Here is a 20,852-nt window from a genome sequence, read left to right on the forward strand (position 1 = left end):
CGGGACGTAGGTCCCACACCGGGGCCCGGCCGTGCTCGACCATGGAGGGGTGAACCGCATCCCGCCGTCGTCGCTCCGTCACCCCCTGGCCGGTGCCGTCGCGCTCGCGCTCGTCGCGGGCCTGACCGCCGGGTGCACCTCGAGCGGCACGAAGGAGCCCGGCGCGACGCCCGACCCGTCGGTGAGCGCGAGCTCGGAGAGCCCCGGCGCGTCGGGGTCCGCCTCGCCCTCCCCCTCCGCCACGCCCACCCCCACCCCGTCGCCGTCGCCGTCCCTCGCCGGCTTCTCGCTCGCCGACCGGAGCTCCCGGGGCTGGCCCGACCTCTCGGCCGACCTCGGCGTGGGCCGCGAGGCGCGGGTCGGGCAGCACACCGGCTACGTCCGCGTCGTGTACGAGTTCACCGGCTCGGACGCCCCCGCCTACCAGGTCCGCTACGTCGACCAGCCCGTCGAGGACGGCTCGGGGAACGTCAGCGACGTGCCGGGCGACGTGTGGCTCGAGGTGCTGGTGACCTCCCTCGGGATGCCCGGCGAGTCGGCCCCGACGCCCGAGGACCCTCTGCCGTCGACGCTGAAGGGCACCGGCATCGCGGCGGCATCTGCACTGTGGGGCGGCTTCGAGGGCGTCGGTCAGGAGTTCATCGGGCTCACCGGCGGCCGGCGGCCCTTCAAGGTGACGACGATGACGAACCCCAGCCGGCTGGTCGTCGACATCGCGCGCTGACTGCGGGCTCGTGCCGGGCGCGCCGCCTCACACGTCGAGGTCGCGATGCCAGGACTCGGTGCGGTAGGCCGTGACCCAGCCCATCGAGGCGTAGAGCCCGTCGGCCCCGGTCGGGCTGTCGGCGTCGACCTCGAGCCCCACCCGGTTGCGGCCACGCCGCGCGGCGTCGGCGATGACCTCGTGCAGGAGGGCCTTGGCCACGCCGCGACCCCTGGCCCGGCGGTGCACGCCGATGTAGTCGACGTAGCTGCCCTCGCACCCGGTGGCGTCGGGGGTCAGCACCGAGGACACCACAGCACCCGCGGGCACGGCCCCCTCGTCGGTGGCGACGGTGGCGAGCCACCAGTGGTCCCAGCGGTGACCGGGGTCCTCACGCAGCCGCATCACGAACTCCGGGAACGACTCCCGGTACGAGCTGAAGTGGTCCTGGAACGACTCCTCGAGCACGCGGTGCACGGCCTGGAGATCCTGGGCCAGCGGGAGCCCGTCCTCGTGGCGGTCGACCGGGCGGACCACCACGCCCTCCCGCGGCCCCGGCATCCCCGTCGCCTCGTCGGGCGTCACCGGGCGGCTCATCTGCAGCCAGGTGCGGGTGTGCCGGTAGCCGGCCGCCTCGAGCCAGCGGCGCTGGCGGGGGTCGTCGGCGTAGGCGCCGGTGTCGAGCAGGGTCGTCCGCAGCCCGCGCATGGTGGCGATGTCGCGGGCGTGGCGCTCACCGGCGGCGAACAGGTGCCCCGCCAGCTCGGCCGCCTCGTCGCCGGGGAGGTCGGGGCTCACCGTGACCTCGACCAGGGTGCGCCCGGCCGCGCGGTCGTGCACCGACAGCCAGGCCACGAGCCGCCCGTCGGCGGCCTCGACCAGGGCCTGCCGACGGGTCCACGAGCCGGTGCCCGCCAGCAGGACCAGCACCGCATGCTCGTCGGCCCCCGACGAGCCCTTGGCCGCGACCTGGTGGGCGGCCAGCAGCGCCGTCACCGCCGGGGCGTCCGCCGCCTCGGGCCGACGGGTGGCGTAGCGGGCCGGGAGCCCGTCGATGGTCACGTCGGGCTGGCTCATGGCCCCACTCTCCCATCCGCGTCGTCACGCCCGGCTCAGCCGACGCCGAGCCGCCGGACGGCCAGGACCGCGAGCGCCCGCGCCACCGCGACGAGCTCGTCGAGCGCCACCGACTCGTGGGGCGAGTGGGCCACGCGCACGTCGCCCGGGCCGAACTGCAGCGTCGGGATGCCGGCGGCCGCGTAGAGGCGCAGGTCGGAGCCGTAGGGCGCCCCGGCCTCGGCCGGGCGCGGCAGGCCCACCGACTCGGCGGCGCTCGCGACCTCGTCGGCCAACGGATGCCCGGGCACGAGCTCCCCCGACGCGAACTGGCCCCCGGGCCAGGTGACCACGGGCGGATGCTCACGCAGCCAGGGGTCGGTGTCGGCGGCCCGGCGGACCGCATCGGCGAAGGCGGCCCGGGCGTCGGCGGGGTCCTCGCCGAGCGCGACCCCCAGCCGCCCCTCGGCCACCAGGAGGTCGGGCACGGTGCTGGCCCAGTCGCCGGCCCGCACGGTGCCGACCGAGAGCGCGTAGGGCAGCCGGTCGCCGGCGAAGAGGGGGTGGAGGTCGGTGTTGCGGGTTGTCTCGAGCTCACGCAGCGCCGCATGGACGAGCGCGAACCCGTCGAGGGCCGAGACGCCCTCGAGGCGGGTGCTGCCGTGCGCCGCCCGCCCCGGCACCTCGAGCCGGAAGGTCAGCGCCCCGGCGTTCGCGACCAGGAGCCGGCCGCCGGTGGGCTCGTTGATGACGGCCGCCTCGCCGGTGTGCCCGCGCCGCAGCGTCGCGAACGCCCCGAGGCCGCCGTCCTCCTCGCTGACCACGGAATGCAGCGCCAGCCGGCGCCGGGCCGGCAGGCCGGTGGCGTGCAGCGCCTCGGCCACCGCCAGGGCGGCGGCCACGCCCGCCTTCATGTCGCAGGCACCGCGGCCGTGGAGGCGCCCGCCCTCGACGACCGCCCCGAACGGGTCGTGGGCCCAGGCCGCGGGGTCCCCGACCGGGACGACGTCGACGTGCCCCTGGAGGACCAGCGCCGGCGGCCCGTCGCCCGGGGTGGTGCCGACCAGCCCCCACACCTCGTCGCGCGGGGCCTCGGCGCCCGGGAAGCCGGGCGCGGCCCGCAGCGCGTCCACGTCGTCGCGCCACAGGTCGACCTCCAGGCCGGCGGCGCGGTACCGGTCCGCGAGCAGGTGCTGGACCTCGCCCTCGGCCGCGGTGCCGGTGATGCTGGGGACCCGGACGAGCTCGGCCAGGGTCGCGACGAGTCGGTCGGGGTCGAGCGCGTCGACGACGGCTCGTTCCGCAGGGGTCAGCGCGGCGGTCACGCCGGCACGCTACCGGGCCGAAGGTCCCGGGACAGCCGCCTCGCCTCGCCGCCCTGGTCATGCTCGTCCTTCGACGACGCCGTGACCCCGCGGGGTAGCGTCCTGCTCAGCCGTCCGGGCGAACGCGCGACGGCGGAGAGGCACCGATGGGCTCGGGACACGGGCACGGGCACGGCGGCTCCGGGCACGCCGGGGCCGCCCACCGCTGGCGGCTGCAGGTCGCCTTCGTGCTGGTCGCGCTGTTCTTCGTCGTCGAGCTGGTCACCGGGCTGCTCAGCGGGTCGCTGGCCCTGATGAGCGACGCCGGGCACATGGCCGCCGACGTCGTGGCCCTCGGCGCCGCGCTGGTGGCCACCCGCATCGCCACCCGCGCCGACACCACCGGGCGGCGCACCTACGGCTCCTACCGCGCCGAGGTCTTCGCCTCCGGCCTCGCCGTGCTGCTCATGCTCGGGGTGTCGGTCTACATCGTGGTCGAGGCCGTGGCCCGCATCGGCTCCGAGCCCCAGGTCGCCACCGGCGCGATGCTCGTGGTCGGCGGCCTCGGGCTGGTCGTCAACGTGGTGTCGCTGCTGCTGCTGCGCGGGGGCGCCGCCGACAGCCTCAACGTCAAGGGCGCCTACCTCGAGGTCGTCGCCGACACCGTGGGATCCCTAGGGGTGCTCGCGGCCGGCGGCCTGGTCGCCGCCACCGGCGACGCCGTCTGGGACACCGTCGTGGCCCTGGCCATCGCGGTGTTCGTGGCCGTCCGGGCCGTGGTGCTGGGCCGCGAGGTGCTCGGCGTCCTGGCCCAGCACGCGCCCGCCGGCATCCACCCCGACGAGGCCGAGGCCGCGCTGCGGGCCGTCCCCGACGTGCTCGACGTGCACGACCTGCACCTGTGGACCCTGACCTCGGGGATGAACGTGGCGACCGCGCACCTGGTGTGTGCCGACGGGGCCGACCCCGGGCGGGTCCTCGACGCCGCCGGCCGCACCCTGCGCGAGCGTTACGGCATCGACCACGCCACCCTCCAGGTGGAGCCGCGGGGCACCCGCTCCTGCGTCGAGACCAGCTGGTAGCCGGGCCCTCGCGAGGGGCCCCGGTAGCGAGCACCTCCGTGCCGTGTGCAACCCCGGAATGCCGCGCCGCCCCGCGCGGTTGGTCCTGCGGTGACGACCTCCACCGCGGCCCGAGTCCCCCGAGCCGACGTCGGCCTGCGCAGCGCTCGCGGCCCCGTGCTGCTCGCCGTGATGCTGAGCACCGGCCTCGTGGCCATCGACGCCACCATCCTGGCCACCGCCGTGCCCGCCGTCGTGCGTGACCTCGGCGGCCTCACCCAGTTCCCCTGGTTGTTCTCGATCTACGTCCTGGCGCAGGCGGTCTCGGTACCCGTGTACGGCAAGATCGCCGACCTCTACGGCCGCAAGACCGTGATGCTGGTGGGCATCGGCCTGTTCGTGGTCGGGTCGCTCCTGTGCGGCGCGGCCTGGTCGATGGGATCGCTCATCGCGTTCCGCGCCCTGCAGGGCCTGGGGGCCGGTGCCATCCAGCCGATCGGGATGACGATCGTCGGCGACATCTACTCGGTGGCCGAGCGCGCGACCGTGCAGGGCTACATCGCCTCGGTGTGGGCGGTGGCGTCGCTGGTCGGCCCGACGCTCGGCGGCGTCTTCTCGGAGGCCCTGACCTGGCGCTGGATCTTCTTCGTCAACCTCCCCCTCGGGCTGGCCGCGGCCTGGATGCTGTGGCGCCGGTTCAGCGAGACCCCACGCCCGGCCGCCGCCCGCCCCCGCATCGACTACGCCGGGACGGTGCTCCTGCTGCTGGGCACGGTGGCGCTGCTGGTCGCGCTCCTCGAGGGCGGGGTCCTCTGGGGCTGGGCCTCGCCGGTCAGCATCGGGCTGTTCGTGGCCTCCGTCGTCCTGCTCGTGGCCTTCGTCGTCGTCGAGCGCCGGGCGGCCGAGCCGGTCCTGCCGCTGTGGGTCTTCCGGCACCGGGTGGTGGGGGGCGCGATGCTGGTCTCGCTCGTCGTCGGCGTGATGCTGCTGGGCCTCACCTCGTACGTGCCGCTCTACGCCCAGGGGGTGCTGGGCACGGGCGCCATCGTGGCCGGTTTCGCGCTGGCCGCCATGACCATCGGCTGGCCGATCGCGGCCTCGACCGCCGGGCGGCTGTACCTGCGCCTGGGCTTCCGCACCACCATGCTCATCGGCTCGGTGTTCGCGGTGCTCGGCTCGGGCATCCTGCTGCTCGTGCGCCCGAGCAGCTCGGTGTGGCTGCTCGCCGGCGCGTGCCTGGTGCTGGGTCTCGGCTTCGGCTACGTGGCCAGCCCGTCGCTGGTCGCGGCGCAGTCGGCGGTGGCCTGGAACGAGCGGGGCGTGGCCACCAGCGCCTCGATCTTCGCGCGCTCGGTCGGCAGCGCCGTGGGCGTCGCGGCGTTCGGCGCGGTGGCCAACACCGTGGTGCACGACCGGCTCGGGCGTACCCCCGACGACCTGGAGTCGCTGCCGCCGGGCGTGCTGGGGCCCGCCCTCCAGGTGGTCTTCCTCGTCGCGGCGGCGGTGTCGGTCACGATGCTGCTCGCCTCCTTCGTGATGCCGCGCACCGTGCAGGAGGCCGGCAGCGACCACGCCGTCGCCACTTCCTGAGACGGGAGTGAGGACGGGCCGCGGCCGGACGGCCGGTGTTCATCCCCCCGTCCCCTGACGGCCGGGCGGCCGTCACGCAGCAGGACGCACGCTGACCCCTGGGTCCAGGGCCCCCCTGGAACCACGTCGTCATCGGAAGGTCACCCCATGCTGCAGTCCCCCCTCGCGAAGGCCACGACGTGCGCGGCCCTCGCCGCGGTCGCCGTCGGCGCCGCGCTGGTCTCCTCCCCCGCCCAGGCCGACTCCGGCTTCTCGGTCGCCCCCGTCCCGTACGCCAACCCGCGCGTCGGCGTCGAGAACAACGTCCTCACCCCCAGCGCCCGCCAGGTCCCGGTGGCCTGGGGGGCCCTGCCCCTGACCAACCCCGACGCCGCGAACGGCGTCACCCACTACGGCTACAACACGACCCTCGGCGGCCCGCTCACCCAGGCGGCGACCGAGGCCAACAAGACCGAGCCCGACAAGAACGTCTACCTCGTGTTCGGCGGCCACCACTACCTCTACCAGGGTCACGAGGCCGGACCGCGCGGGTACGTCACCCGCATCGACCTCGACCAGACCGACCCCACGAAGCGCGTCACGCTGGTCAGTGACGTCGACAGCACCGGGGCCGTCTTCCCCACCATCGACGGCATGACCTGGGACCCCTTCTCGCACCAGCTGCTGCTGACCGCCGAGTCGGGCGCGCCCAACGGCGGCGTCTTCGGGGTCTCGCTCGACGGCCAGGGCGACGCCGTCGACGGCAAGGCCACCCGCCTCACCGCGCTTGGCTCGGGCGGCTACGAGGGCATCCAGAACGACGGCGACGGCAATGTCTGGCTGGTCGAGGACATCGGCGGCGCGGCGGCCGCCGGCGGCAAGGCGCCGAACTCCTACGTCTACCGCTTCCGCCCGGCCGACCGCACCGACCTCACGGCCGGCGGGACCCTGCAGGCGCTGCAGATCCAGCGCGCCGACGGCACGCCGGTGCTGGCGTCGCAGCTGCAGGCCGACCCGTCGGATGCCTTCATCGCGTCGCTGCACACCCAGGGGACCTCGTTCCGCACCCGCTGGGTCGACGTCTCCACCGGCACCTCGTCGGTGGCCGCCACCGCCGGGGCCGCGGCCGCCGGGGCCACCCCGCTGAAGCGCCCCGAGAACGGCGTCTTCCGGCCCGGCACCGACTTCCGCGAGTTCTACTTCACCGAGACCGGCGACACCAGCACCTCGAGCACGCTGCCCGGCGCCTACGGCGGGGTGTTCCGCATCGCCCAGAAGAGCGCCGGCGCCGAGACCGGCACGATCTCGCTGGTGACCGGTGGCGACCAGGAGCACACCGGCTTCGACAACATCACCTTCGCGGCCCGGGACTCGCTGCTGGTGGTCGAGGACGCGGGCGACGGGCTGCACCAGCAGCGCAACGCCCTCGACTCCGGCTACGTGATCGACCTCGGCCGGGGCGAGCGGCGCGGCGCCGCCCCCTCGGTCGTGCGCTTCCTCGCCGAGGGGCGCGACGCGTCGGCCACCTTCGACGCGGCGGGCGGCCCGAAGTACAACGACGGCGACAACGAGATCACCGGCATCCACGTGTCCGACGGCGACCCGACCCCGGCCGGCATCCTCGGCGCCAAGCTGCCGAACGTCCGCTCGCAGGCCTGGCGGACCTTCTGGACCCAGCAGCACGGCGACAACGTCACCTGGGAGATCACCTGGGACCTGCGCGCCGGGCACGACGACTGACCCAGCCCGACCACCGGCGCCGGGCCGTCCACCGCGTGGTGGACGGCCCGGCGTCGTGCTGAACGTACGCGCCGCGGGCTCGGGGAAGCGGCGGTCAGGCCCCCGAGGGGACCCGCACCGGGTGCGTCTCACGGCCGCGCAGCCACGGCAGGACCGCCAGCAGCGTGATCACCCCGGTGGCCGCGAACGCCAGGCCGAAGCTGCCGCGGTCGACGAGCAGCCCCGCCACGACCGGCCCGATGATGGCGCCGGTGTCGGCGGACATCTGGAAGGCCGCCAGGGCGGGGCCGCCGTTGCGCTCGCGCCCGACCACATCGGCCAGGGTGGCCTGCTGTGCGGGGTTGAGGGTGCCGGCCCCGATGCCGGCGACGACGGAGAGGGCCAGCAGCATCGGCAGGTTCGTGGCGAGCCCGGTGGCCGCGGTGGCCAGGCCCGAGACGACCAGGCCGCCGATGATGTAGGGCTTGCGCCCCACCCGGTCGGAGGTGCGGCCGGTGAAGGTGATGCCCAGCGCGTTGCCGGCCGCGAACACGGCGAGCGCGAAGCCGGCCACCCGCGGGTCGTCGGCGATGACGGCCACCGCGAACAGCGGCAGGATGGCGTTGCGCACCCCGAAGTTGGCCCAGCCGTTGGCGAAGCCCGACGCCACGGCGGCGCGGTAGGCGCTGTCGCCCCAGCCGTCGCGCACCCGCATGACCGGCAGCGTCGGCGCCCCCTCCTTCGGCCGCAGCGAGGCGCTCTGCAGGAAGAAGAAGACGATGGCGGCGGCGAGCACCAGGGCCGCGGCGTAGGCGAGGAACGGCACCCGCAGCCCGAGGCCACCGAGCAGACCGCCGACCACCGGGCCGCCGACGCCGCCGATGAGGAACGCCGAGGCGTAGGCCGACGACACCCGCGCCCGGATGGCGGGGGGCGCGAGCCGCACGATGAGGGCGACCGCCGACACGGTGAACATGACCGAGCCGATGCCACCGAGGCCGCGGTAGACCAGCAGCTGCCAGTAGGAGTGTGCGAAGGCGGTGCCGGCGCTGGAGGCCGCGACGATCAGCAGGCCCGCCAGGTAGATCGGCCGCTCCCCGACCCGGGCGATGAGCCGGCCGCCCGCGGGGGCGAAGACGAGGCGGAAGAACGCGAAGGCGCTGACCACGATGCTGCTGGCGGTGGCACCCACCCCGAAGCTCTGCGCGAACTGCGGCAGGACCGGGGTGATGAGCCCGAACCCGAGGGCGATCACGAAGGCCGCGGCGATGAGGACCCAGATCTCGCGGGGGATGCGGACCCGCACGGCGGGCGTGGTCACGGAGGCGGCAGACACGAACGACCAGTATGCCTGCCGTCAGCGCACGGTCGTGGCGACGACGAGCGGGAGCGCGGCCAGGGCCACCAGCACGGTGTCGCGGAGACGCCAGGGGGCCGGAGCCCACCAGGTGCGGCGCTGCGCGGTGGCGAAGCCGCGGGCGTCCATGGCCACCGCCAGCTCGGCGGCGGCGCGCAGGGTGCGTACCAGCAGACCCATCGTGAGGGCCGAGACGTGGGCCACGACCGTGGCCGGGCGGCGGGCCGAGACCCCGAGGGCGCGGACCCGTCGGGCCCGGCCGATCTCGCTCCAGACGGCACCGAAAGTGTGCACCCGCTGGAGGGCGGCCGCGACGGCCACCACCGGCCGGTCGGGCAGCCCGAGCCGCTGGGCGAGATGGTCGCCGAGGCGGTCGGGGTCGACCCAGGGCACCAGGACGGCCGACGGCACCACGATCACCAGGACGCGGAGCGCGACGGTGAGAGCGGCGTCCACGTCGTGCCCCGCCAGCCACCAGGTCGACCAGCCGACCGACAGGGCCGCCAGCAGACCGGGCGCGGTGCGCAGCGCGACCGTGCGCAGCCGCCCGCCCGGGGCGTGGCCGTTGCCCGGCGCGCTGAGGCCGACGACCGCGAGGGCGACCTGCACGGCCAGGACGGCCAGGCTCGTGCCCCAGTGCGGTGAGAGCACCCCGGCCGGGATGCCGAGCAGCGCGCCGGCGAGGAGCGCCAGCGGCCCGCAGCGCGCCACCAGCGGGGCCCGCGCGGGCGGGGGCGCGGCGGGGCGTGCGGGGGCCGTCACCCGGTGCACGACTTCGGCGCGGGCGACGACGGCCGCGTCGTGGGTGGCCGCGACGACGGCTCCCCCGGCTCGCCGGTAGGCGGCGACGAGCCCGACGACGGCGGCCCAGGTGTGGCGGTCCTGGCCGACGGTCGGCTCGTCGGCCAGGAGGACGGGGGGGCCGTGGTGGAGGGCCGCGGCCACCGCGAGGCGGCGCTGCTCGCCCCCGGAGAGCTCGCGGGGGTCGGCGCGCTCGAGGTGCGACAGCCCCAGAGCGGCGAGCAGCGCCCGGGCGCGGGGCACCTCGGCCGCGTCGTCGCGGCCGAGGGCACGTGCCGTGACCAGCACCTCGTCGAGGACGGTGCGGGCCACGAGGGTCGAGCTCGCCCACTGGGGCACCCAGGCGAGGGTGCCGGCGAGGGCGCGCGCGTCCAGGGAGGCCGGGTCGGCCGCACCGGGGCCGACCCGCACGGCATCCGCGGGGGTGGGGGTGAGGAAGCCGGCCAGGGCCGACAGCAGGGTCGACTTGCCCGCGCCGCTGGGGCCCACGAGGGCCGTGAGGGTGCCGGGCCGCGCGTCGAGGGCGTCGTCGAGGGCGGCGGCGCGCACGGTGCGGGCGGTGCCGTCGAGCAGCCGGGTGGTGCGCTCGACCGAGAACGGCGCGGCCACCATCCCCGACCGCGTCGGGTCCAGGAGCATGGGGTCCAGGAGCGCGGGGTCGACCGTCAGGGGCTCGGGTGCCGGGGCGCCGGGCACCCAGAGCCCCATCCCCAGCAGCTCCTCGCGGCGCTCGGCCAGCACGTCGTGCACCGGCCCGTCGGCCACGACCTCGCCGTCGGACGACAGCACGACGAGGCGGTCGACGAGGTCGACCCACGGGCCCAGCACGTGCTCGACGACGACGAGGGTGCGGGCGGCATCCGGGCCGGGGTCCGCGGTGAGGGCCGCGACCGCCTCGCGCACCTCGGCCGCGCAGCCGGGGTCGAGCATCGCGGTCGGCTCGTCGAGCAGGACGACCGCGGGGTCGAGCGCCAGGGTGCCGGCCAGCGCCAGGCGCTGCGTCTGCCCGCCCGAGAGCGCCGACGTGGGGGTGTCGAGGGGCAGGTCGCCGAGCCCGACGGCGCGCAGGGCCGCCGCGACCCGTGCGGGCATCGCCGACCGCTCGACGCCGGTGTTCTCGAGGCCGAACGCGACGTCACGCCCGACCGTGGCGGCCACCACCCCGGCGCCCGGTTCCTGGAGCACCAGACCGACTGCTCCGGGACGTGAGCCGGGGGCGGTGCCGTCGAGGGTCACCGCTCCGCTGAGCTCGCCGGCCTCGACCGAGCCCAGCAGCCCGGTGAGCGCCCGCAGGAGGGTGGACTTGCCCGACCCCGAGGGCCCGACGAGCAGCACGCGCTCGCCGGGCTCCAGGGTGAGGTCGACGCCCCGCAGGACGGGCTCGCGACGGCCGAACGGCCGCCAGGTGAGGCCGCTGACCTCGACCCGCCCGCGGGTGCCGACCGCGACGTCGTCAGACAGCGTGACTCTCCCGCAGCTCCTGGCCGGGGGGGAACGCCGACAGCGCGCCCGCACGGGCCAGGGCCCGGGTGAGCAGCCAGCCGAGGACGCCGGCCAGCACCACCCCGCTGACCGCCATCGTCGCGAGGTAGGCGAGCTTGTCGCCCACGCCCCACTCGGCGTACCAGCCGCCGCCGTCGGCGAGGATGCCGAGGACCGGGCGACCCGACCAGGACGCCGGGAACTTCACCGTCTCGAACAGCCACTCCAGCGGCGTCGAGAGCACGCCCGCCAGCGCGGCCGCGCCGACCCCGAAGAACCGGTAGCCCAGGAGGGCGAAGGCGATCTCGGCGCCGAGGCCCTGGGCGATGCCCGAGACCAGGACGGTCGCACCCCACTCGGTGCCGGGGAGCATCGAGACCAGAGCGGCGACGACCTCGCAGAACAGGGCCGCGCCGGGACGACGGACGACGAGGCCGCCGACCACGCCGGCGAGCAGCCAGGGCCCGGTGAACAGGCCCATCAGCGGGGCGTAGCCGATCTTCAGCGCGGTGATCGGGCCGTTGTAGAAGATCCCCCAGCCCCAGAACGCGACGCCGAAGGCCGCGCCGAGGAAGGCGATGGTGAGGATGTCGACGGTGCGCCAGCCCAGGAGCGGGCGGGTCGCGGTGATGCTGCGCCGGGTGGGCGGCGCCTCGGTGGTGCTCGTAGCCATGTTCTGCTTCTCCCGTGGTCGTGGGTGACCTCGGGGAGGCGTGCGCCACCACCACCCGCCCCGGGGGAGCGCATGACGGTGGAGCACACCTGAGATTCCCGACTCCCTTCGCCGGTGCTAACCGGATCAGGTTCGAGGGTCTGCGGCGAACCGCACTCTCAGCGCTAGGGCGCTCCCCTGTCGTTGGACTCCCCGAGCATAACCCCGCCGCGGTTAGAGTGGCCAGGACCGGTCGGGCGGCCCGCCTGACCTGCGCACTTCGGAAGGACCGCCCATGGGAACCGCCGCCTGGAAGCTGCTCGGCACGGGGGGCGCCATCCTCGCCGGCGTCCTCGCCACCAAGGTGGTCAACCTGGTGTGGGCCAAGACCGGGCACGACGAGATCAACCCCAAGAACCCCGACGCCCCCCTCGCCAAGGCCCTCGCCTACGCCGCCGTCACCGGCCTGGCCGTCGGGGCCGCCCGCACCTTCACCGAGCGCAAGGCCGCGCAGTACTACCGCAGCTCCGCCGGGCACCTGCCCAAGGAGATCAAGGACCAGCCCGTCAGCTGAGGGCGCGGGCCAGCGGCATCCCCGGCCGGTAGGCCAGGTGCTCGTACGACGGGGCCTCGAGGACGGCCAGGTCGGCCCGGGCGCCGACCGCCACCCGCCCCACGTCGGTGCGGCGCAGAGCCCGGGCGCCCCCCACGGTCGCCGCCACCAGCGCCTCGGCCCCGGTCATCCGCAGCTCGCGCACGGCGAGCGCGATGACGAACGGCATCGCCGCGGTGTTGCAGGTGCCGGGGTTGCAGTCGGAGGCCAGCGCCACCGAGGCCCCGGCCGCGAGCAGCCGGCGCGCGTCGGGGTAGGGCATCCGGGTCGAGAACTCCACTCCGGGCAGCAGCGTCGCCACCGTGGTGTCGGACGCCGCCGCCAGCGCGTCCACGTCGGCGTCGTCGAGGAAGGTGCAGTGGTCGACCGAGGCCGCCCCGAGCTCGACGGCCAGGCGCACCCCCGGCCCGGGCCCGAGCTGGTTGCCGTGCACCCGCAGGCCGAGCCCGGCCGCGCGCCCGGCCAGCAGCACCCGCCGGGCCTCCTCGGCGGTGAAGGCGTGCGGGCTGCGCGGCTCGCAGAACACGTCGACCCAGTGGGCGTGCGGGGCGCAGGCGGCCAGCATCGGGCCGGTCACGAGGTCGAGGTAGCCGCCGCGGTCGTCGCGCCACTCGGCCGGGACGACGTGTGCCCCGAGGAAGGTCGTCTCGTCGGTGACCTCGGCCGCGAGCCGCAGCGCGCGCGCCTCGTCCTCGACGGTGAGGCCGTAGCCACTCTTGACCTCGAGGGTGGTCGTCCCGAGCGCCCGCGCCTCGGCCACGCGGGCGGCCAGCAGGGCCCGCAGCTCGTCGTCGGAGGCCGCGCGGGTGGCCGCCACCGACACGCCGATGCCACCGCCGTCGTAGGGCGTTCCCGCCATCCGGGCGGCGAACTCCGCGGCCCGGTCACCGGCCGAGACCAGGTGCGCGTGGCTGTCGACGAACCCGGGGACGACGGCGCGGCCCTGGAGGTCGACGCGGTCGTCGGCGGCCGGGGCCTGTGCCGCCGGGCCCACCCAGGCGACCCATCCGTCCTCGACCACGACCGCGGCGCCCTCGACCACCCCGAGCCGGGTCGCGGCGTCGAGCGAGCGGTCGCCCACGGGCACGTCGCCGCCGGGGCCGGCGCAGGTGACGAGTGCCCCGATGCCGGTGACCAGGCGGGCGGTCACCCGCGCACCCGCCCGATGGCCTCCGCCAGCAGCCGGCCGACGTCGCCCAGCCGGTGCCGCCCGTCCGCCACCACGTGCTCGCCGGCGACCACGACGTCGGTGACGTCGGCCGAGGTAGCGGCGTACAGGATCTGGTCGACCGCACACCCGGCGGTGCGGACGCTGTCGGTGCGCACCGCCACCAGGTCGGCCACGTGGTGGTGGGCGAGGATGCCGCCGTCGTCCCAGCCGAGCGAGCGGTACCCCTCGTAGGTCCCCATGGCGAGCAGGTCGACCGGCGAGAAGCGCCCGCGCTCGAGGCTCTCGAGCCGCTCGTGCATCTCGACCCCCCGCACCTCCTCGAACGGGTCGACCACGGCCTGCTGGTCGGAGCCGACGGCGAGGCGCGCCCCGGCGTCGGCCAGCGCCCGGGCCGGCCCGATGCCGTCGGCCAGGTCGCGCTCGGTGGTCGGGCACAGCACCGCGCAGGCGCCGGCGCCCCCGAGCAGGGCGATGTCGTCGTCGCCGAGGTGCGTGGCGTGCACCAGCGAGGCGGCGGGCGTCAGCATCCCCTCGTCGGCCAGCAGCCGGGTGGGGCTGCAGCCGTAGAAGGACTCACAGGCGAGGTTCTCGCCGGGCTGCTCGGACAGGTGGGCGTGCACCGGCCAGCGCGCCGCGCCCGCGGCGTCGGCCAGCACCGACAGGTCGGCACGGGGAACGGCCCGCACCGAGTGCACGGCCGCGGCCACCCGCCATCTTTCGGTCGGGCGCAGGGCCCCGACACGTTCGGCCCAGGCCGCGGCGGAGCAGTCGGAGAAGCGCTCCTGCACGGCGTCGAGCGGGACGTGACCGCCGCCGGTGAGCCCCCCGGCGAGGTAGAGGGTGTCGATGAGGGTGAGCCGGATACCGGCGTCGGCGGCCGCGGCCATGAGCGCCTCGCCCATCGCGTTCGGGTCGTCGTAGGGGCGACCGCCGGCGCGGTGGTGCAGGTAGTGGAACTCGCCGACGACGGTGTAGCCCGCCAGGACCATCTCGGCGAAGACGGCGGTCGCGAGCGCCCGGTAGGTGTCGGGGTCGAGGTGCTCGGTGACGCGGTACATCGCGTCGCGCCAGGTCCAGAAGTTGCCGCCGTCGGCGTGGGTCCGGCCGCGCAGGGCCCGGTGGAAGGCGTGGCTGTGCGCGTTCGCGAACCCCGGCAGGACCAGCCCGGCCAGGACCGTGTCGCCGGGTTCCATCGGCTCGTCGGCGACGACCTCGACGATGCGCCCGCGTTCGGTCCGGAGCCGCACGTGCCGGCGGACGCCACCGGGGAGCACCGCGAGCTCGCACCAGTACGTGCTCATGCAGGCGTCGGATCCACCCGGTCGCCGGGGTGCTCGCTCACGAGGTCGGTGACCACGGCGGTCAGGGCCGCGACACCGGCCAGGCAGTCGTCGGCCGTGGCCCACTCGTCGGGCGAGTGGCTGACACCGGTGGGGTTGCGCACGAACAGCATCGCGGTCGGCACTCCGGCGGTGGCCAGCACGCCCGCGTCGTGGCCGGCCCCGGTGCCGATGACCGGCACGTCGCCGAGCAGGGCGGCGATCCGGCGGGCGAGTCGCTCGTCGAACGGGGTGGCGTCGGTCCAGGACTCCTCGGTGACCAGGCCCTCGAACTCGTCGACGACCTCGCGGACCTGCGCCACGACCCGCCGCACGGCCTGCCCGTCGCGCCCCCTCGCGTCGAGCCACCCCGTGGCGCAGCCCGCGATGGCGTTGACCCCACCCGGGACGACCGAGACCTTGCCGACGGTGGCGAGGCAGCCCTGCTCCTCGGCGGCCCGGCGGGCGGCGATGATGGTGGCGGCCAGGCCCAGCACGGCGTCCTCGCGGTCGTCGAGCGCGGTCGTGCCGGCGTGGTTCGCCATCCCGGGGATGTCGACGCGCCAGCGCCCGTGCGGCCAGATGTCGCTCCCGACGCCCACCGCGTGGCCGAGGTGGTCGAGGGTGCGGCCCTGCTCGACGTGCAGCTCGACGAAGGTGCCGACGCGGGCCAGGGTCTCGTCGTCGCGCCCGAGGTGGGCGGGGTCGCCGCCGGCGCGCGTGATGGCCTCCGCCATGGTCAGCCCGTCGCTGTCGCGCAGGCCGCGGGCCCGGTCGGGCGACATCGCGCCGGTGATGACGCGGGAGCCGGTGCACGCGACCCCGAAGCGCGCGCCCTCCTCGTCGGCGAAGCTCACGAGCCCCACGGGACGACTCGGGGTGAGGCCGCTCTCGCGCAGGGCGTCGAGGGCGGCGAGCGCGCTGACCACGCCGAGCGGGCCGTCGAAGGCGCCGCCGTCGGGGACCGAGTCCAGGTGCGAGCCCATGACCACGCCCGGGGTGCCGGCGGCCACCGCGGCGTCGGGGTCGCCCCACCAGGCCCACTGGTTGCCCATCCGGTCGGTCGTCACGTCGAGCCCGCGGTCACCGCACGCGCCGGCGAACCACTCGCGCAGGTCGTGGTCGGTGCGGGTCCAGGCGAACCGGCGGTAGCCGCCGGTGCCGGCGTCGAGACCCATCGGCTCGAGCTCGCTCCACATCCGCCGGAAGGCGAGGGTCGACCCCTCGGACGCCACCGTGCTGGACATGCCGACCATTGCACCAACTCGCGCGGCCCCGCGGGGCCGGAGGGACGCGGGGATTGTCCCCGTGGAAGGAGGGCGGACGCCGGGGCGCACCGCAATTACGCTGGGCGGATGGACGACGGCGCCGAGCGCGCCCGCCGGGCCCTCGCGGCCGCGGGCCTGGCCTACCACATCACCGAGCACGGCCGGGTGGGGTCGCTGGCCGAGGCGGCGCGGGTGCGCGGCGTCGAGCCCGGCGGCATCATCAAGACCCTCGTGGTGCGGCGCGGTGCCGACGACCACCTCTTCGTCCTGGTGCCCGGTGACCGCGAGATCTCGTGGCCCAAGCTGGGCGCCCATCTGGGGGTCAACCGCATCTCGATGCCCGACGCCGCCACCGCGCGCGAGGTGACCGGGTACGAGCGCGGCACCATCACGCCCTTCGGGTCGCTGCAGCGGCTGCCGGTGGTGGCCGACGCCACCGTCACCGGTCGCACGGTCTCCATCGGCGCGGGGGCCCACGGGGTCGCCGCCACCGTGGGGGCCGATGCGCTGGTGGCGGTGCTCGACGCCGACGTCGCCGACGTCACCGACCCGGTCGACCCGGTCGAGCCGGTCGACCGGCGCTGACCCCGAGGTCACGACTCGCGCATCGGGATGCGCACGCCCTGCTCGGCCGCGGTGCGCTCGGCGATGTCGTAGCCCGCGTCGACGTGCCGGATGACGCCCATCGCCGGGTCGTTGGTGAGCACCCGGTGCAGCTTCTGCGCGGCCAGGTCGGTGCCGTCGGCGAGCGAGACCTGCCCGGCGTGCAGCGAGCGGCCGATGCCGACGCCCCCGCCGTGGTGGATCGAGACCCAGCTCGCGCCCGAGGCGGTGTTGACCAGGGCGTTGAGCAGCGGCCAGTCGGCGATGGCGTCGGACCCGTCGAGCATCGACTCGGTCTCGCGGTACGGGCTGGCGACCGAGCCGGTGTCGAGGTGGTCGCGCCCGATGACGATGGGGGCGCTGACCTCGCCGCGGCGGACCAGGTCGTTGAAGGCCGCACCGGCCCGGTCGCGCTCGCCCTGGCCCAGCCAGCAGATCCGCGCCGGCAGCCCCTGGAACGCGATGCGGTCCTGGGCCCCGCGGATCCAGTGGTGCAGCTTCGCGTCGTCGGGGAAGAGGTCGAGCACCGCGCGGTCGGTGGCGGCGATGTCCTTCGGGTCTCCGGACAGCGCCACCCAGCGGAACGGGCCCTTGCCCTCACAGAACAGCGGGCGGATGTAGGCCGGCACGAACCCGGGGAACTCGAACGCCCGCTCGTAGCCGCCCTGGCGCGCCTCGTCGCGGATGCTGTTGCCGTAGTCGAAGACCTCGGCGCCGGCGTCCTGGAACTCGACCATCGCCTGCACGTGCCTGGCCATCGAGGCCCGGGCCCGGTCGGTGAACTCCTCCGGCTTCTTCTCGGCGTACTCGGCCCAGTCCTCGAGCGCGATCCCCTCGGGCAGGTACGAGAGCGGGTCGTGGGCGCTGGTCTGGTCGGTGACGACGTCGACCGGCACCCCCCGGCGCAGCAGCTCGGGGAAGACCTCGGCCGCGTTGCCGACGACGCCGATGGACCAGGCCCGGCGCTCGGCCTTGGCGCGCAGGGCGATCTCGACGGCCGCGTCCAGGCTGTCGGCGACCTCGTCGAGGTAGCGGTGCTCGACCCTTCGATGCAGCCGCGCCGGGTCGACGTCGACGACGAGGCACACACCGCCGTTCATCGTCACGGCCAGCGGCTGGGCCCCACCCATCCCGCCGCAGCCGGCGGTGAGCGTCAGGGTGCCGGCGAGGGTGCCGCCGAAGCGCTTCTCGGCGACGGCGGCGAAGGTCTCGTAGGTGCCCTGGACGATGCCCTGGGTGCCGATGTAGATCCACGAGCCGGCCGTCATCTGGCCGTACATCGTCAGGCCGAGGTGCTCGAGCCGGCGGAACTCGGGCCAGGTGGCCCAGTCGCCCACGAGGTTGGAGTTGGCGATGAGCACGCGCGGCGCCCACTCGTGGGTCTGCATGACCCCGACCGGGCGCCCGCTCTGCACGAGCATCGTCTCGTCGGCCCTGAGCGTGGTGAGGGTGCGCACCATGGCGTCGAACGAGCGCCAGTCGCGTGCCGCCCGGCCGGTGCCCCCGTAGACCACGAGGTCGTCGGGGCGCTCGGCGACCTCGGGGTCGAGGTTGTTCATCAGCATCCGCAACGGCGCCTCGGTCGACCACTGGCGGGCGGTCAGGGTGGTGCCGCGGGGGCTGCGCACGGGGCGGGCGCCCTCCATGTCGGTCTCCTTCGTCTGGTGCCTCCACTGTCCTGGCGGCACGGGCCGCGGTGAAGGGCCGGGCGGGCGTCTGCGTCTGGGATGCGAGACGCGGGGCTGTGCCGGATCGGCACCGCGATGCCGCGCACGCGGGCCCCGCGGAGCAGACTTCTCGCATGACGACGCACGACGCCCCCGACGGCCACCGGCACGAGCACGGCATCCCCCTGCGCGACGACGAGAGCGTGTGGGACGCGCGCTACTCCGAGCTCGACCGCGTGTGGAGCGGCGACCCGAACCACGCCCTCACCCTGGAGGTCGCGGGGATGGCGCCCGGCCGCGCGCTCGACGTCGGCTGCGGCGAGGGGGCCGATGCCGTGTGGCTGGCGCAGCAGGGCTGGCGGGTGACGGCGCTCGACCCGTCGGGGGTGGCGCTGGAGCGGGCCCGGTCGGCCGCCGACGCGGCGGGGGTCGAGGTCGACTGGCGCCACGGCGGCCTCGCCGGGCTCGACCTGCCGGAGGGCGGCTTCGACCTGGTGTCGGTGTTCTACCCGACGCTCGCCCTCGAGGAGGCGCCGGCCGAGCGGCTGGCGTCGCTGGTGGCGCCCGGCGGCACGGTGGTCTTCGTCCACCACGCCGAGGTCGACCGGCAGCGGGCGCTCGAGCGCGGCTTCGACCCCGACCTGCTGCTCTCGCCGCCCCAGATGGCCGAGGCGCTGCGTGGACGCGAGGGCTGGACCGTCTCGGGCCCGGAGTCACGCCACCGGTCGGTGCGCGGCGGCTCCGGGGCGCACCACCACGACGACCTCGTGGTGCGGGCCCTCCGGAAGCCCTGACCTCCACCCCTGCTTCCCCGAACGTGTGTGAAGAGCGTCGGCATGTCGACGTTCTTCACACACGTTCGGGGAAGCAGGGGGGCGGGGGGCTCAGGCCAGGGGGCCGGTGACCGCCTCGACGACGCGCCGCACCGTGCCGTCGGTGACGAGCCGGTGGGCGACCTCGATCTCGGGCGCGAGGAACCGGTCCGGCCCCGGCTGTGAGGCACCCGCCTCGACCAGGGCCGCGACCACCGCGGCAGTGGCCGGCGCCGGGGTCAGTGGCGCGCGCAGCTGGAGGCCGCGGGCGGCGGTCAGCACCTCGACGGCCAGCACCCGCGAGAGCCCGTCGACCGAGCGGCGCAGCTTGCGGGCGGCCGACCAGCCCATCGAGACGTGGTCCTCCTGCATGGCGCTGCTGGGGATGGAGTCCACCGAGGCCGGCGCGGCCAGGCGCTTCAGCTCCGAGACGATGGCGGCCTGGGTGTACTGGGCGATCATGTGGCCGCTGTCGACGCCGGGGTCGTCGGCGAGGAACGGCGGCAGCCCGTTGCTGCGCGAGACGTCGAGGAAGCGGTCGGTGCGGCGCTCGCTCATCGACGCGACGTCGGCCGCCACGATCGCCAGGAAGTCGAGCACGTAGGCGACCGGCGCCCCGTGGAAGTTGCCGTTGCTCTCCACCCGGCCGTCCAGCGTCACGACCGGGTTGTCGACGGCCGACGCGAGCTCCCAGCCGGCGACCCGGGCGGCGTGGTCGACGGTGTCGCGGGCCGCGCCGGCGACGACGGGCGCGCACCGCAGCGAGTACGCGTCCTGCACGCGGGTGCACTCCTCGGTGCGGTGTGACGCGCGGATCGGGCTGTCGGCCATCACTTTTCGGATGTTGTGGGCCGAGGTCGCCTGGCCCGGCTGCGGCCGCAGGGCCTGCAGGTCCGCGGCGAACACGTCGTCCGTGCCGAGCAGCCCCTCGACCGACATCGCCGCCGCCACGTCGGCCACCACGAGCAGGCCGCGCAGGTCGTGCAGCGCGAGGCACAGCATCCCGAGCATCCCGTCGGTGCCGTTGACCAGCGCCAGCCCCTCCTTCTCCTCGAGCTCGACGGGGGTCAGCCCGGCGGCAGCGAGCGCGGCGGCGGCCGGCATCCGCTCGCCGGCGGCGTCGTGCACGTCGCCCTCCCCCATCAGGGCCAGCGCGCAGTGCGACAGCGGCGCGAGGTCACCCGAGCAGCCGAGCGAGCCGTACTCGTGCACCACCGGCGTGATGCCGGCATCGAGCATCCCGGCGTAGGCGCGCAGCGTCTCCTCGCGGATGCCGGTGCGCCCGGTGGCGAGCGTGGCGACCCGCAGCAGCATCAGGGCCCGCACCACCTCGCGCTCGACCTCGGGGCCCGAGCCGGCCGCGTGCGAGCGGATCAGCGAGCGCTGCAGCCGGTGCCGCAGGTCGACGGGGATGTGCCGGGTGGCCAGCGCCCCGAACCCGGTCGAGACGCCGTAGTGCGGGCGGGTGTCGCCGGCCAGGCCGCGGACGATCTCGCGGGTGCGGCGCACCTCGGCCACCGCGGCGGGGTCGAGAGAGACGCGGGCGCCGTGGCGGGCGACGGCCACCACGTCGTCGACGGTGAGCGGGCCGGCGCCGACCACGACGGGCGCGGGCGGTGCGGGGACGACGGCGGGGGTGGGGCTCATGCCTCCCATTGGAGGGCGCGGCGCGGGCCGCGGCGGAGGCCGCGAAGC

17 protein-coding genes and 1 riboswitch are annotated in these 20,852 nt (G+C 75.7%); of the genes, 7 read left to right on the forward strand and 10 right to left on the reverse strand.

Annotation, left to right across the window (positions count from 1 at the left end; all coding sequences use genetic code 11):
• Window positions 1–49: 49 nt before the first annotated feature.
• Window positions 50–724 carry an AMIN-like domain-containing (lipo)protein gene (locus ATL31_RS16460; protein ID WP_158239848.1) on the forward strand — a complete coding sequence of 225 codons (675 nt, stop codon included), beginning with the start codon at window positions 50–52 and terminating at the stop codon, window positions 722–724.
• Window positions 725–751: 27 nt separating this feature from the next.
• Here ATL31_RS16460 and ATL31_RS12710 read toward each other — a convergent pair whose 3' ends face one another.
• Both ATL31_RS12710 and ATL31_RS12715 read right to left on the reverse strand, forming a co-directional pair.
• A complete protein-coding gene (locus ATL31_RS12710) occupies window positions 752–1,780 on the reverse strand; it encodes a GNAT family N-acetyltransferase (protein WP_101396090.1) in 1,029 nt (342 codons plus the stop codon).
• 35 nt (window positions 1,781–1,815) lie between these two features.
• Window positions 1,816–3,084, reverse strand: coding sequence for an ArgE/DapE family deacylase (locus ATL31_RS12715; protein WP_245862402.1), 1,269 nt, complete (start codon window positions 3,082–3,084; stop codon window positions 1,816–1,818).
• Window positions 3,085–3,230: 146 nt separating this feature from the next.
• Between ATL31_RS12715 and ATL31_RS12720 the strand changes: the two genes are divergently transcribed.
• From ATL31_RS12720 to ATL31_RS12730, 3 genes are all read left to right on the forward strand, one after another.
• Window positions 3,231–4,145 carry a cation diffusion facilitator family transporter gene (locus ATL31_RS12720; RefSeq protein ID WP_101396091.1) on the forward strand — a complete coding sequence of 305 codons (915 nt, stop codon included), beginning with the start codon at window positions 3,231–3,233 and terminating at the stop codon, window positions 4,143–4,145.
• 90 nt (window positions 4,146–4,235) lie between these two features.
• Entirely contained in the window at window positions 4,236–5,714 is a 1,479-nt protein-coding gene (locus ATL31_RS12725) for an MDR family MFS transporter (RefSeq protein WP_245862405.1), read from the forward strand.
• Window positions 5,715–5,861: 147 nt separating this feature from the next.
• A complete protein-coding gene (locus tag ATL31_RS12730; RefSeq protein WP_101396092.1) occupies window positions 5,862–7,433 on the forward strand; it encodes an alkaline phosphatase PhoX in 1,572 nt (523 codons plus the stop codon).
• A 94-nt stretch (window positions 7,434–7,527) separates the two neighbouring features.
• On the opposite strand, the gene ATL31_RS12735 is transcribed toward ATL31_RS12730, so the two are convergent.
• Genes ATL31_RS12735 through ATL31_RS12745 form a run of 3 tightly spaced genes read right to left on the reverse strand, consistent with a single transcriptional unit; the run spans window position 7,528 to window position 11,725 of the window.
• Window positions 7,528–8,748, reverse strand: coding sequence for an MFS transporter (locus ATL31_RS12735; RefSeq protein WP_101396093.1), 1,221 nt, complete (start codon window positions 8,746–8,748; stop codon window positions 7,528–7,530).
• 21 nt (window positions 8,749–8,769) lie between these two features.
• A complete protein-coding gene (locus ATL31_RS12740) occupies window positions 8,770–11,085 on the reverse strand; it encodes an ATP-binding cassette domain-containing protein (RefSeq protein ID WP_245862408.1) in 2,316 nt (771 codons plus the stop codon).
• Window positions 11,024–11,725, reverse strand: coding sequence for an ECF transporter S component (locus tag ATL31_RS12745; RefSeq protein WP_101396094.1), 702 nt, complete (start codon window positions 11,723–11,725; stop codon window positions 11,024–11,026). Before ATL31_RS12745 ends, ATL31_RS12740 begins: the two co-directional genes overlap by 62 nt.
• A gap of 86 nt (window positions 11,726–11,811) precedes the next feature.
• A riboswitch (TPP riboswitch) is annotated at window positions 11,812–11,914 on the reverse strand.
• Window positions 11,915–11,999: 85 nt separating this feature from the next.
• On the opposite strand from ATL31_RS12745, the gene ATL31_RS12750 reads away from it, so the two are divergent.
• Window positions 12,000–12,278 carry a DUF4235 domain-containing protein gene (locus ATL31_RS12750; protein ID WP_101396095.1) on the forward strand — a complete coding sequence of 93 codons (279 nt, stop codon included), beginning with the start codon at window positions 12,000–12,002 and terminating at the stop codon, window positions 12,276–12,278.
• On the opposite strand, the gene hutI is transcribed toward ATL31_RS12750, so the two are convergent.
• The 3 genes from hutI to ATL31_RS12765 are packed head-to-tail and all read right to left on the reverse strand — an operon-like array spanning window position 12,271 to window position 16,054.
• A complete protein-coding gene (hutI, locus tag ATL31_RS12755; RefSeq protein WP_101396096.1) occupies window positions 12,271–13,467 on the reverse strand; it encodes an imidazolonepropionase in 1,197 nt (398 codons plus the stop codon). The two genes, ATL31_RS12750 and hutI, sit on opposite strands and share 8 nt — an antisense overlap.
• On the reverse strand, window positions 13,464–14,789 hold the full coding sequence (locus ATL31_RS12760) for a formimidoylglutamate deiminase (protein WP_101396097.1): 1,326 nt from the start codon (window positions 14,787–14,789) through the stop codon (window positions 13,464–13,466). The genes hutI and ATL31_RS12760 overlap by 4 nt, the downstream gene beginning before the upstream one ends.
• Window positions 14,786–16,054: an allantoate amidohydrolase gene (locus ATL31_RS12765; protein WP_245862409.1), complete on the reverse strand. Its 1,269-nt coding sequence runs from the start codon at window positions 16,052–16,054 to the stop codon at window positions 14,786–14,788. Before ATL31_RS12765 ends, ATL31_RS12760 begins: the two co-directional genes overlap by 4 nt.
• A 108-nt stretch (window positions 16,055–16,162) precedes the next feature.
• Between ATL31_RS12765 and ATL31_RS12770 the strand changes: the two genes are divergently transcribed.
• Entirely contained in the window at window positions 16,163–16,660 is a 498-nt protein-coding gene (locus ATL31_RS12770) for an aminoacyl-tRNA deacylase (protein ID WP_101396098.1), read from the forward strand.
• A gap of 8 nt (window positions 16,661–16,668) precedes the next feature.
• On the opposite strand, the gene hutU is transcribed toward ATL31_RS12770, so the two are convergent.
• Window positions 16,669–18,324 carry a urocanate hydratase gene (gene hutU, locus ATL31_RS12775; RefSeq protein WP_101396099.1) on the reverse strand — a complete coding sequence of 552 codons (1,656 nt, stop codon included), beginning with the start codon at window positions 18,322–18,324 and terminating at the stop codon, window positions 16,669–16,671.
• A 155-nt stretch (window positions 18,325–18,479) separates the two neighbouring features.
• Here hutU and ATL31_RS12780 point away from each other — a divergent pair, with 155 nt between their 5' ends.
• Window positions 18,480–19,139, forward strand: coding sequence for a class I SAM-dependent methyltransferase (locus tag ATL31_RS12780; protein ID WP_101396100.1), 660 nt, complete (start codon window positions 18,480–18,482; stop codon window positions 19,137–19,139).
• Between the two features lie 90 nt (window positions 19,140–19,229).
• Here the strand turns inward: ATL31_RS12780 and hutH are convergent, their stop codons facing one another.
• Window positions 19,230–20,804 carry a histidine ammonia-lyase gene (gene hutH / locus ATL31_RS12785; RefSeq protein ID WP_101396101.1) on the reverse strand — a complete coding sequence of 525 codons (1,575 nt, stop codon included), beginning with the start codon at window positions 20,802–20,804 and terminating at the stop codon, window positions 19,230–19,232.
• Between the last annotated feature and the right edge of the window lie 48 nt (window positions 20,805–20,852).

This window comes from Phycicoccus duodecadis (assembly GCF_002846495.1).
GTDB classification, from domain to species: Bacteria; Actinomycetota; Actinomycetes; order Actinomycetales; family Dermatophilaceae; genus Phycicoccus; species Phycicoccus duodecadis.

Excerpts from the sequence above, each read along its gene's own strand:
- ATL31_RS12710 (WP_101396090.1), bottom strand. The coding sequence starts at position 1,780 with ATGAGCCAGCCCGACGTGACCATCGACGGGCTCCCGGCCCGCTACGCC.
- ATL31_RS12720 (WP_101396091.1), top strand. The coding sequence starts at position 3,231 with ATGGGCTCGGGACACGGGCACGGGCACGGCGGCTCCGGGCACGCCGGG.
- ATL31_RS12730 (WP_101396092.1), top strand. The coding sequence starts at position 5,862 with ATGCTGCAGTCCCCCCTCGCGAAGGCCACGACGTGCGCGGCCCTCGCC.
- ATL31_RS12745 (WP_101396094.1), bottom strand. The coding sequence starts at position 11,725 with ATGGCTACGAGCACCACCGAGGCGCCGCCCACCCGGCGCAGCATCACC.
- ATL31_RS12750 (WP_101396095.1), top strand. The coding sequence starts at position 12,000 with ATGGGAACCGCCGCCTGGAAGCTGCTCGGCACGGGGGGCGCCATCCTC.
- ATL31_RS12760 (WP_101396097.1), bottom strand. The coding sequence starts at position 14,789 with ATGAGCACGTACTGGTGCGAGCTCGCGGTGCTCCCCGGTGGCGTCCGC.
- ATL31_RS12765 (WP_245862409.1), bottom strand. The coding sequence starts at position 16,054 with ATGTCCAGCACGGTGGCGTCCGAGGGGTCGACCCTCGCCTTCCGGCGG.
- ATL31_RS12770 (WP_101396098.1), top strand. The coding sequence starts at position 16,163 with ATGGACGACGGCGCCGAGCGCGCCCGCCGGGCCCTCGCGGCCGCGGGC.
- hutU (WP_101396099.1), bottom strand. The coding sequence starts at position 18,324 with ATGGAGGGCGCCCGCCCCGTGCGCAGCCCCCGCGGCACCACCCTGACC.
- ATL31_RS12780 (WP_101396100.1), top strand. The coding sequence starts at position 18,480 with ATGACGACGCACGACGCCCCCGACGGCCACCGGCACGAGCACGGCATC.
- hutH (WP_101396101.1), bottom strand. The coding sequence starts at position 20,804 with ATGAGCCCCACCCCCGCCGTCGTCCCCGCACCGCCCGCGCCCGTCGTG.